At 72.7% G+C, this 11,564-nt stretch carries 6 protein-coding genes and 1 pseudogene; 6 read left to right on the top strand and 1 reads right to left on the bottom strand.

The features are described from left to right. Positions 1 to 203, bottom strand: a pseudogene (locus ACFYYB_RS05800) (hypothetical protein); the annotation flags it as partial. A gap of 850 nt (positions 204 to 1,053) precedes the next feature. On the opposite strand from ACFYYB_RS05800, the gene ACFYYB_RS05795 reads away from it, so the two are divergent. The 6 genes from ACFYYB_RS05795 (at position 1,054) to ACFYYB_RS05770 (ending at position 11,551) form a co-directional block, all read left to right on the top strand. Continuing rightward, positions 1,054 to 1,824, top strand: a complete 771-nt coding sequence (locus ACFYYB_RS05795; RefSeq protein ID WP_389433367.1) for a LuxR C-terminal-related transcriptional regulator — start codon at positions 1,054 to 1,056, stop codon at positions 1,822 to 1,824. A 642-nt stretch (positions 1,825 to 2,466) separates the two neighbouring features. Next, positions 2,467 to 3,276: a thioesterase II family protein gene (locus ACFYYB_RS05790; RefSeq protein WP_389433366.1), complete on the top strand. Its 810-nt coding sequence runs from the start codon at positions 2,467 to 2,469 to the stop codon at positions 3,274 to 3,276. Position 3,277: 1 nt separating this feature from the next. Continuing rightward, entirely contained in the window at positions 3,278 to 4,102 is an 825-nt protein-coding gene (locus tag ACFYYB_RS05785) for a mycofactocin-coupled SDR family oxidoreductase (protein ID WP_389433365.1), read from the top strand. Continuing rightward, the gene (locus ACFYYB_RS05780; RefSeq protein WP_389433364.1) at positions 4,099 to 7,101 is read left to right on the top strand and encodes an amino acid adenylation domain-containing protein; all 3,003 of its coding nucleotides are present in this window, start codon (positions 4,099 to 4,101) and stop codon (positions 7,099 to 7,101) included. Before ACFYYB_RS05785 ends, ACFYYB_RS05780 begins: the two co-directional genes overlap by 4 nt. After that, the gene (locus ACFYYB_RS05775; protein WP_389433363.1) at positions 7,098 to 8,354 is read left to right on the top strand and encodes an ATP-grasp domain-containing protein; all 1,257 of its coding nucleotides are present in this window, start codon (positions 7,098 to 7,100) and stop codon (positions 8,352 to 8,354) included. The genes ACFYYB_RS05780 and ACFYYB_RS05775 overlap by 4 nt, the downstream gene beginning before the upstream one ends. 29 nt (positions 8,355 to 8,383) lie before the next feature. Beyond that, positions 8,384 to 11,551, top strand: a complete 3,168-nt coding sequence (locus ACFYYB_RS05770; RefSeq protein WP_389433362.1) for an amino acid adenylation domain-containing protein — start codon at positions 8,384 to 8,386, stop codon at positions 11,549 to 11,551. The last annotated feature ends 13 nt before the right edge of the window (positions 11,552 to 11,564 follow it).

The raw sequence follows: 11,564 nt of genomic DNA, 5'->3' as shown, positions 1-11,564 counted from the left end.
ATGTCCTGGCCGAAAATGATCCAGTCGCCGAGCCACCAGCTCGAAGAGTCCGCTATCAGGTAGAGGTGCTTGCCGAACCGCTTCCACTCGGCCAGGGAGAAGTCCGGTGGCAGGGACAGGCCTGTGCGGCGTGTGAGGGCCGCCGCACCGGGAGAAGATCGGGGCGCGGTGCGCAGGGTGGTCGTGCTGGCGGACGTCTCCATGCTGATCGCTTCTCTGGTCAAGGTCGGTCGGTGGAGGGAAAGCCGATGAAAGCCGGAGGAGGGCTGCCGGTGTGCCGACCGCTCCGCCCCGTAACGCATGGGCGAACGCGGTTCAGTGCCGCGACCTGGGGGGCCGACAGCCGTCGTGGCGCGGGCACCTGAGCCGACGGTGACGGGGCGGGGAGGTTTCCGTCGAGAGGTTCGTGCGTTCCTCGCCACGAGGGGGGCGTGGCGGGTCGTGAACGAGCCACGGGGCGTTCATGAGTGTCCTCTTGCTGGTCAGGTGCTACGGTCCGGCCGCAGTTCCTGACCACCGTCCCGGGAGTAGTTGATGAACCGTGCCGCGCGCGGCGCTTTGGCGCGAAAGTGTCGCCGGCTCGACGAGTGACGGCGGTCGGCCCCACCGAGTCCTGCGGCACGGAGGGCCGATATGTGGAGTTTCACGTGGGTCTACCGCTTCCCGGGCGGTGAGCAACTGCGTGGTCACCAGGGAGTCTGGCATCGGATTCGGGCCGTGGTCCAGATCAATCGACTGGCATTAATCAGCCTGGCATCAGGATGCCAAGGTCGGGGGTGGGTGGTACCCGCACCAAAGGGTGCAGCCGGGGCGCTATCGGGCAATCGACCATTCCGCGATGGAACCTGCTGCAAACAGGGCGATGATCCAGGTGATCCGAAGACCGGACCAGGGGGGGAGACCTTGCAAGACGGGGCGAGCGGTATGCAGCAGGCAGGGCGCGGTCCTTCGGGGTTGCCGTGGGAGGCGCAGGCCGCGGCGGAGTGCGGAGCGGTGGCCGCATGCTCGCCATCGGGCTCGGGCGCGCCCATGGCGCTGGGTCAGGAAGCCGCCATGCGCCGCATGATCGAGCAGACCGCCAAGGTGCTGCGCGAGATGGCCGGGGGGTTCGAGAGTCTCGGCGATTCCGTAGGCCGCTACCCGGCCCGGCCGGCGGACGGCAGTGGGCCCCGACGGGCGGTGTACACCGCCGAGTTCCTGACCGATCCGGCGGAGATCGTGGAGGCGCTGCTCGATGCCGGGGCCGTCGCGTCGAACCAGATCCTGAGCATGTTTCCCGGGCCCGTGGCCAACAGCACGGAGCTCGCCGAGGAAGTGGCACGTACGGGCTACGTGCGTTCGCGGGGCGTCGCGGTGCGCAGCATCTACGCGGAGTCGTTCTTCAGATCACCCAACGGGACCAAGCACTTGCGTGAACTGGCCGAGCTCGGCGTGGAGATCCGGCTCCTGGGATCCGTGCCGTTCCGGCTGATCGTGAGCGACACGGTGACCATCATGTCGGGGCCGCGGCAGGAAGGCGCCTCCTCGTTGGCCGTCCTGCGTCCCGAATTCCTGGCCAGGGCAGCGCGGCAGGCCCTGGAGTACTGGTGGATCGGCGCCACTCCGCTGGAGGACCTCGTCCGGGACCTGAGCGACGGGCCGACTCCTCGAGAGCGGGCGATCCTGCGGCTGATGCTGGCCGGAGTGCGGGACGAGGCGATCGCGCGCGATATGGGCGTCTCGATTCGCACGTTCCGCCGGAACCTCGCGACGCTCATGGGGAAACTCGGCGCGGAGAACCGCTTTCAGGCGGGCGTCAAGGCGTCCGCGAAAGGCTGGCTCTAGTTTTCCTTTTTCCTCTGGCTTCCTCTGACTTCCCCTGGGTTCCCCTGGCCAATTCCCCTGGCCAGTTCCCTTGGTCGGTCCACCTGGTCGGTTCACCTGGCAATTCGCCGTCTTTCGGGCCCGGTTCGAGTGATGCTGTGGGCGGTGATGCCCCCTGTCAAGTGAGATCGGGGCCCTCCACGAAACCTTCGCAGTTTTGGCCGGAAGGCTTCACCTCACGCAGGCGGCGGGCGGGTCCGCGTGTCCCGCCGGCGGGACACGCGGACCCGCCCAGCGTAGAACCGGCCCCAGTTCCAGGGGTGTTCGTTTGCCGATTCCCGATGGACTCGATGGCTGGAAACTTCGGGAATCCGTCAGGATCCTCGGTGTCGGCGGTGTTCTGCGGCTGATTTGGCCCGGTCCGCCCGATTCGGCTGCCGAAGGGATCTCCGTTGCCGCGGATTTGCGTCAGGAGGCCGTCGCGTCTCCGGGCCATCGGAATCGCGGCTCGACAACCGTTGTGGCCTGTTGCATGATCCGGTCGTCGAGCGGCACGGGGGCTGGGATGGCGCCGCTGTCTTCTTTGTGTGAGGCGAACTTGACGCTCTGTCGAATTTCCTGCCCTTGTGGTTCGGGCTGTCTGCCGTCCTAAGACATTCACCAATGTCGGCGGCCTCTCTCAACGGCCCGCGCATATCCCTCGTGACGGATCGATCCCGTCTTTGTTCGCACTTCCTTCACGGAGCCATGAGCCCCATGTTTCATGCCACGCCTCTGCTGTGCCTGCCCTTCGCCGGAGCCGGCGCCAGCTTCTACATGCCCTGGCGTTCCCTCGGCGTCGAGGGCGTCGAGGTCAAGCCGATCCAACTGCCCGGCCGCGAGCGCCTGGTCGACCAGGACCCGTACACCAACGTGCAGGCCGCGGCCGACGGGCTGCTGGACGCCGCCCTCGCGGCGGCCGGAGAGGGGCCGGTGGCCGTCTTCGGTCACAGCCTCGGCGCGATCCTCGCGTACGAGCTGGCCCACCGGATCGCCGACCACGGTGCCAACGAGCTGGTCCACCTGTTCGTGAGCGGATCGCAGGGGCCGTGGAACGGCCGTACGGAGCGGGCGACCGGACTGGACGACGACGCGTTCCTCGCCCGGGTCCAGGAGTTCGCCGGCTACACGCACCCGGCCTTCGAGATCCCGGAGATGCGCGAGCTGCTGCTCCCCACGCTCCGCGCCGACGTGGAGATGCACGAGGCCTACGCGCCCACCTCCGAGCGCAAGCTCGCGGCGCCCATCACCTCGATCCGCGGTGTCGACGACCACCTGGTCTCGGCCGACGCGGCCGGCCACTGGCGCGACGCGACCAGCGCGACGTTCACCGCCGTGGACGTACCCGGTGACCACATGTACCTCGACGCGGGCGCCAAGTCGCTGCTCGAGCTGATCGCCTCGCGGCTGCGGTCCGGGCGTACGGAGAACTGACGTGCGACTTTCCCAGAAGACCGTCCTCATCACCGGCGCGGCCCGCGGCCTCGGCCGTGCCTGCGCCCTCAGGTTCGCCGAGGAGGGCGCCGACCTCGCGCTGCTCGACGTGGCCGCGGACATCGCCGACGTGCCGTACCCGCTCGGCACGGCCGACCAGTTGGAAGCCACCGCACGGATGTGCCGCGAGCGCGGGGCCTCCGTGCTGACCGCCCGGGCGGACGTGCGGCAGCAGAAGGAGATCGACGCAGCGGTCGCCGACGCCCTCGACCGGTTCGGCCGGATCGACGTCCTCGTCAACAACGCCGGCATCGCGTCCCCTTCCGGCAAGGCCAGCCACGAGATCACCGAGGACGAGTGGCGCGTCATGCTGGACGTCGACCTGTCCGGCGCCTGGCGGATGATCAAGGCCGTGGCGCCCTCCATGGCGAAGCGCCGGTCCGGCAGCATCGTGAACATCTCCTCCACGGCGGGCCTCGTGGGCTACCGCTACTTCGCCGGCTACGTCGCCGCGAAGCACGGCCTGATCGGACTGACCAAGGCGGCGGCGCTCGACTACGCGGCCCTGCAGATCCGCGTCAACGCCCTGTGCCCCGGCCAGGTCCGCGAGGAGCCGGCCCTCGAGGGCCGGATGCTCTCGGAGGTCGCCCGCTCGCTCGGTGTCGCCCCGGAGGACCAGGAGTCCGCGTTCCTGGAGTCCCAGCCGATGAACGCCCTGGTCAACCCCGAGGACGTCTCGTCCGCCGCCCTGTGGCTGGCCAGTGACGACGCCCGCCAGGTGACCGGAAGCGTCGTCACCGTCGACGGCGGATTCAGCACGCGATGAGCGCACCCGACCACCCGACCGCGCCCACCGCCCGCACCAGCCAGGAGATCAGCATGTCAACCCGGATCAGCCCGCCCCCGACGGCCGGACCCATGGGCAGCGCTGCCGAGTTCTTCGCGGGGACGGCCTTCGACGCGCGGCCCGCGCGCGCGTGCCACAGCCTCGTGCGCCGGATGCCCGAAGGGCTCACCGCAGACCGCGTCACCGGGCTGCTGACCGCCGCCCAGGAGGCCGGCGCGCTGCCCGCGGACCTCCGGCTGTGGGTCGAGGACGTGGTCACCGCCGCGGCCGACCCCGCCTCCGAGGCGCTGCGCGCCCGTGAGGGCTCCCGGACCGTCGGCCACGGCGCGCGGCTGCGCATGGTCCTGCTCTCCTACGCCGACGGCCCGGCCGACCTGGTCCTGGTGGCCCACCGCCGCGCCGTGGACAGCGCCGGACTCGACCTCGTCGGCCGGATCCTGTCCGGCGCCGCGGACGACGCGGCCCGGCTCGCCGCCCCCGGCGAACCGACGCGCCACAGCGCCGTGGACGCCGCGCCGCCGGCCTGGGGTCTGGGCGACGCGCGCCGCGCCGGCGCCACGGGCGTCGTGCGGATCGGCCCCGTGGAGGTCGCCCCGGAGCCCGTCACCCCCGTCCTGATCGCCGCCACCGCCCTGGTGCTGTCCCGCTACGCGGACCGCGGCCGGACCGTCGGCCTGCTCACCGCGGACCGCGCGGGCCGTGACCGTTTCGCCGCGGTGAGCCTGCCCGTCGACGACACCACCCCGGTCACGGACCTGGTCCAGCAGGCCGAGCGCGCCATCGCCTCCGCCGTGCCCGTCGGCGCCGACCAGCCCGTCCCCGCCGTGGGAATCGTGGAGCTGTCGGGTCAGGACGAGGCGTACCGGCCCTTCCTGGAGCTGCCGTTCCCGGTGACCTTCACCTGGGAGCCGCGGCGCGACGGTTCCTTCGCCGGCCGCCTCGACTACGACGAGTCGGTGCTGGACCCCGAGGTGGCCGAGCAACTGGCCCGCCACGTCGGCCGCGTGGCGGCGCTCGTCGGTGCCAAGCCGGACGACGCCCGGACCCTGCCGGGCGCGGACGTCGAGCTGATCGCCGAGGAAGAGCGTGCGGCCCTGCTGGAACTCGGACGCGGGCGGCCCGCCCCCGCGCGGCCGGCCGCCACCCCGTACGCCGCCACCCCGCACGCCCCCGCCACCCTGCACGCCGCCTTCACCCGGCTCGCCGCCGAACGGCCCGGCGCGACGGCGCTGTCCGACGCCGAGCGCGAGCTGACGTACGCGCAGCTCGACGAGGCGGCGACGCGGATGTCCGCCGCACTGGGCGAACGGGGCGTCGGCCCGGGCGACTTCGTGGGTGTCTGCCTGGACCGTGACACCGACCTGGTGGTCACCCTCCTCGCGGTGCTCAAGACCGGGGCCGCCTATGTCCCGATGGACCCGCGCTACCCCGTCGAGCGGCTGCGCTACACCACCGAGGACGCGGGGCTGCGCCTCGTGGTCACGACCCTCGACGGCTTCCCCGACATCGACGGCGTCACCGTGGTCCACCCGGGCGCGCTGGCCGGATCCACGGCCGCGGCGCCCGAGCCCGCGGACGACCCCGACGCGCCGGCCTACGTCATCTACACCTCCGGATCCACCGGCAGGCCCAAGGGCGTGGTCGTCCCCCACCGCAACGTCGGTGCGCTCATGGCGGCGACCACCCGGGACATGCGGCTGGGCCCGGACGACGTGTGGACGCTGTTCCACTCCAGCTCCTTCGACTTCTCCGTGTGGGAGATCTGGGGCTGCCTGCTCACCGGCGGCCACCTCGTCGTGGTCCCGTACTGGGTCTCGCGCTCCCCGGAGGAGTTCCACGCGCTGCTCGGCCGGCGCCGCGTCACCGTGCTGAGCCAGACCCCTTCCGCTTTCGCGTCGCTGCGCGACGTGCACCTGAACCAGGAGCAGTCGCTGGCCCTGCGGCTCGTGGTCTTCGGCGGCGAGCCGCTGGACGTGCGCTCCCTCGAGCTGTGGTTCCGGCGCGAGCCGCACGACCGGTGCCGGCTGGTGAACATGTTCGGCATCACCGAGACCACCGTGCACGTCACCACCCAGACGGTCACCCCCGTAGAGGTGGCCGCCGGGTCCCGCTCGGTGGGAACGGCACTGCCCGGATGGACCCTGTCCGTGCGCGACGACCGGGGCCGCGTCCAGCCCCTCGGCGTCCCCGGCGAGATCTACGTCGGCGGCGCGGGCGTGGCCGACCGCTACCTGAACCGACCGGAACTCACCGCCGAACGCTTCGTCGACGATCCGCTGACCGGCGAACGCGTCTACCGCAGCGGCGACCTGGGACGGCTGCGTCCCGGCGGACTGCTCGACCACCTGGGCCGGATCGACGACCAGGTCAAGGTACGGGGCTTCCGCATCGAGCTCGGCGAGGTCAGGTCCGTCCTGCTCGACGACCCCACCGTCTCGGCGGGCGCCGTCGTACTGAACCAAGGCGACGGCGACGCGGCCGGCGTGCGCCTCGACGCCTACGTGGTGCTGCGGCCTTCCGGCTCGGTGACCGAGGTCCGGCGCCGGCTGCGCGAGGTCCTTCCGGAGCACATGGTGCCGGCCACCCTCACCGCGGTGTCCGAGATCCCGCTCACCGTGAACGGCAAGGTCGACGCGGCCAAGCTGCCCAAGCCCGACCAGCTTCCCGCGGTGGAGGCCGCCGCCTCGGCCTCGGCCTCGGCCTCGCCCGAGGCGGAAGCCCCCGCGGAGCGGGAGAGCCTGGCCGACGTGGTCCTGCGCGCCTGGCGGGCCGTCCTCGGTCCCGAGGTGGGGCCGGACGACGACTTCTTCGAGCTCGGCGGCAACTCGCTGCTCGCGGTGCGGCTTTCCGCGGCTCTGCGCCGCGAGGGCCTGCCGCCCGTACCCCTGCGCGACCTCTACCTGCAGCCGACGGCGGCGCTCCTCGTGGAACACCTCACGGCGCGTCAGTCGGCCGAGGCCGGAGCGGGGCAGTCATGACCCTCGGCATACGGAAGACGCCCCGGGTCGCGGTCGTCTACGACTTGGGCTCCGCCACGGCGAACGACATCCTGGCCGCCGCCCACCGGCTCTGCGAAGTGGTCTTCGTCGCGGACTTCGACCGGCCCGGGGCCGCCACCGCCCGGCAGTCCATGCTCGCCCTCGGCGAGGTCGTCGACGTCACCGGACGGGATCCCCAGGAGCGGCTCCGACTGCTCCGGGAGGCCGCGGTCGACGGCATCGTGACCTACAGCGAGTACCAGCTCGCCGAGACGGCCCGCATGGCGCACGGTCTCGGGCTGCCCTACCACGCGGTCGAGCTGATCCCGGCGCTGGTGGACAAGCTGGTGCAACGCCGGATCCTGGCCGAGGCCGGGGTCCAGGCCACCCGCTGCGCGGTGATCGGTGACGATCCCGCGCAGGCGCTCGACCTGGTCGGCGTGCCGGCCGTGATCAAGCCGCGGATCGGTGCCGGAAGCCTGCACACCACCCGGGTGGACTCCGCCGAGCAGTTCCTCGCCACGGCGGCCGCCCGCCCGGCCGGCATCGAGTTCGTCGCCGAGCAGATGCTCGAGGGCGACCCCCGGGTGGCCGGCGGGTTCTGGGGGGACTACGTCTCCGTGGAGTCCGTCCACACCGGGTCGGCCTCCCGGCAGGTCTGCGTCACCGGGAAGTTCGCCCTCGCCGAACCCTTCCGCGAGACCGGGATGCTGCTGCCGGCCACGCTGTCGCAGGAGGCCGCCGACGAGGTCCTGGCCCTGGAGGCCGCCGCCGTGCGGGCCCTGGGCATCCGCCACGGCATCACCCACACCGAGATCAAGCTGACCGCGGACGGCCCCCGCATCATCGAGGTCAACGGCCGACTGGGCGGATACGTCCCGGAGATCCTGCGCCGGGCCACCGGGATCAACCTCGTACGGATGGCGCTGGACGTCGCCCTCGGCGGGGAGCCCCGTATCCCCGCGGCCCGCCACCGGGGCGTCACCTACCAGTACTTCCTCACCCCGCCGGCCGTGGCGGGCACGCTCGCCTCGGTCGGCGGGCTGTCCGAGCTCACCGAGCTGCCCGGCGTGCGCAACGTCGAGGCGAACGCGGAGCCTGGGCGGCTCGTGGACTGGCGCGAGGGCACCCAGAGCCACTTGGGCGTGGTCTTCGGCTCCGCCCCGGACCACGACACCCTGCGGACGGTCGCGGAGTCGATCACCGCCACTTTCCGCCCCGTCTTCGCGCCGCCGGCCGGCGCGGGCGCGTGAGGCGAGAGCACGAAGAGATGGAACGAACGATGAGAGCTACACAGGGCTACTCGCGCGACGCGACGATCCACGCGCTGTTCCTCCGGCAGGCCGCGGCGACCCCCGACGCGCCCGCGGTGATCGGTGAGCACGGCACGCTGACCTACCGCGACCTGGCGGAACGCTCGGCCCGGCTCGCCGCTCGCGTCCTCGCGTACGGGATCCGCCCCGGGGAACTCGTGGCGGTACGCGCCGAGCGGAGCCCCGAGTGGGTGATCGCCAACCTGGCCGTGCTGCGCGCCGGAGCCGCGTACCTGCCGATCAGCCCCTCCGAACCCGACCGGCGGGTGGAGTACCTGCTCGACGACGGCGGGGTGCGGCTGGTGCTCGGGGACCGCGAGGGCGAGGCGCCCGGCGGCCGCGGGACCGAGATGGCGATCCGGGAAGACCTGGCCCCGGACGGAGGGGACCCGGACGGAGGGGACCCGGACGGAGGGGACCCGCAGGCCGGCGGGCCCGACGGAGTCGGGGCCGAGAGCCTCGCGTACGTGATGTACACCTCGGGCAGCACCGGACGGCCCAAGGGCGTCATGGTGTGCCACCGCAACGTGGTCCGCCTGGTCCGCGGCACGGACTTCGTCGCGTTCTCCGCGAGGATGCGGGTCCTGCAGACGGGTGCGGTCTCCTTCGACGCGAGCACCTTCGAGCTCTGGGGCCCGCTCCTGAACGGCGGCGCGCTGGTGCTGCCCGAGGAGGACGCGGTTCTGGACGCCGGTCGCCTCGGGGCCGCCCTGAGGGACCACGGGGTCACCACGCTGTGGCTCACCTCGCCCCTCTTCAGCCGGATCGCCCGCCAGGACCCCTCCGTCTTCGCCCCGCTGGACGACCTCGTGGTCGGCGGCGACGTGGTCGCCGGCGAGCACGTCGCCGCGGTCCTGGGCGCCTGCCCCGGGGTGCGCGTCGTCAACGGCTACGGCCCCACGGAGAACACGACCTTCTCCACCACCCACCGCATCGGCCCGGAGGAGACCGGAGGGCCGCTGCCGGTCGGGCGGCCCATCGCCCACTCGACCGCCTACGTGCTGGACCCCTCGGGCGCCGCGGTGGAGCCGGGCACCGAGGGCGAGCTGTACGTCGGCGGAGACGGCGTGGCGCTCGGCTACCTGGGCCGCCCCGAGCTCACCGGGCAGGTCTTCCTGCCCGACCCCTTCCTGCCCGGCGGACGCATGTACCGCACGGGCGACCTCGCACGACAGCGCCCGGACGGGGTCATCGAGTTCCTCGGCCGCGCCGACGGCCAGGTGAAGATCCGGGGCTACCGGATCGAGCCGGGGGAGATCGAGTCCGTGCTGCGCGGACACCCGTCCGTCGGCGAGGCCGTCGTCGTACCGCTGGTGCGCGAGGGCGGGGAGGCGAGCGACCGCTACCTCGCCGCCTACTTCACGGAGGCCGAACCGCTCGACGTGCGCGAGGTGCGCGAGCACCTGGCGGAGCGGCTGCCGCGCCACCTGATCCCCGGGCACCTCGTCCTGCTCGACTCCATCCCCTTGACCGCCCACGGCAAGGTCGACCGCTCGGCGCTGCCCGATCCGGCCGATCTCCACGACCTGCCGGCGGAGCACGTGCCGCCGCGGGACGCCGTCGAGGAGCGGCTGGTGGCGATCTGGGAGAGCGTGCTGCCCGGCGCCACCGTAGGGGTGCTCGACTCGGCCTTCGACCACGGTGTCGACTCGCTGATGGCCGCCGGTCTCGCGACCGCCATCGGCGCGGAGTTCCGCGTGCCCGTGACCGTCGCGGACGTCTTCCGCAACCCGACCGTCGAGGACCTCGCCGTCCTGCTCGGCACCCGGGCGCCCGAGCCCCAGGGGCCCGCCGGACTGCCCGCCGCCCCGCCGGCCGACCACTACCCGCTCGCGCCGCAGCAGTACCCGCTGTTCGTGGCGCAGCACCGGGACGAGGCCTCGGTCCAGTACAACGTGCCGCTGCTGCTGGACCTGCCGGCCGACGTGGACGAGGCGCGGCTCGCGGAGGCCTGGCGCGGACTGGTCCGCCGTCACGAGGTCCTGCGCACCGCGTTCCTGCTGAAGGACGAACCGGTGCAGGTGGTGCGCGCCGAGGTCGTGTCGGAGCTCCTTGTCACCGAGGGGGAGCCGCGGCTCGGCGAGCTGGTGCGCCCCTTCGACCTGGCGGCCGCGCCGCTGGCCCGGGCGGGCCTGCACCGGTCCGGCGACCGGGCCGTGCTGTTCGTGGACCTGCACCACCTGGTGGTCGACGGACTGTCCCTGGGACACCTCTTCGGCGACCTCGACGCCCTGTACCGCGGCCGGGAGCTGCCGCCGGTCGCGCACCCCTACCGGGACTACGCCCACTGGGCGGCCGCCGGGGAGGGCAAGGGGATCGCCGAGGAGCAGCGCGCGTACTGGACCGCCGCGTTCCGGGACCGGCCCGCCCCGGCCGAGCTGCCCACCGACCGCCCCCGGCCCGCCCTGCGGACCCACGCGGGCGACCTGCTGCCGTTCGGACTCGGGACCGAGCGCACCGCCGCGCTGCGCGCCTTCGCCGCGCAGCGGTCCGTCACGCTCTTCGCGCCGCTGGCGGCCGCGTACGCGGTCTTCCTGTCCGTGGCCACCGGACAGGAGGACGTCACCGTGGGGGTGCCGGCAGCCGGCCGTACCGCCCCCGGCCTCGACACCGCGGTCGGCATGTTCGTCAACACGGTGTCCCTGCGGCTGCGGCCCTCGGGGGACAAGCCCTTCGGCGCGCTCGTCGAGGAGGCGGCCACCACCGCCCGCGAGGCGTTCGCCCACCAGGACTTCCCGTACGGAGAACTCGTCCGCGAGGCCGGGGAGCCCGTGCCCGGGCGCAACCCCCTCTTCGACACCCTGCTCGCGCTCCAGGCGAGCGCCCTGCAGGCCGTCGAATTCCTCGGGGAGCGCGTCCTGCTGAGGCCCCGTCACACGGGACAGGGCATGGCCGACCTGAACATGCAGGTCTTCGAGGAGCAGGACGACCTGCACATCGAGTGGGAGTACTCGACGGAGCTCTTCGACCGTGCCACGGTCGCCGCGTTCCGCGACACCCTCCTCGGCATCCTCGACCGGGCGCTCGCGCACCCGGACACGACGGTCGCCGCGCTGGGACGGCCGGCCGGACCCGGCGCCACCGCCACCGACATCACGGCCGCGCCGGAACTTCCCGGCATCGCATTCGACTTCTGATCCACACGCCGAG

The organism is Streptomyces sp. NPDC002886, from assembly GCF_042888445.1.
Lineage (GTDB): Bacteria > Actinomycetota > Actinomycetes > Streptomycetales > Streptomycetaceae > Streptomyces.
This window is presented reverse-complemented; position numbering and strand designations above follow the sequence as displayed.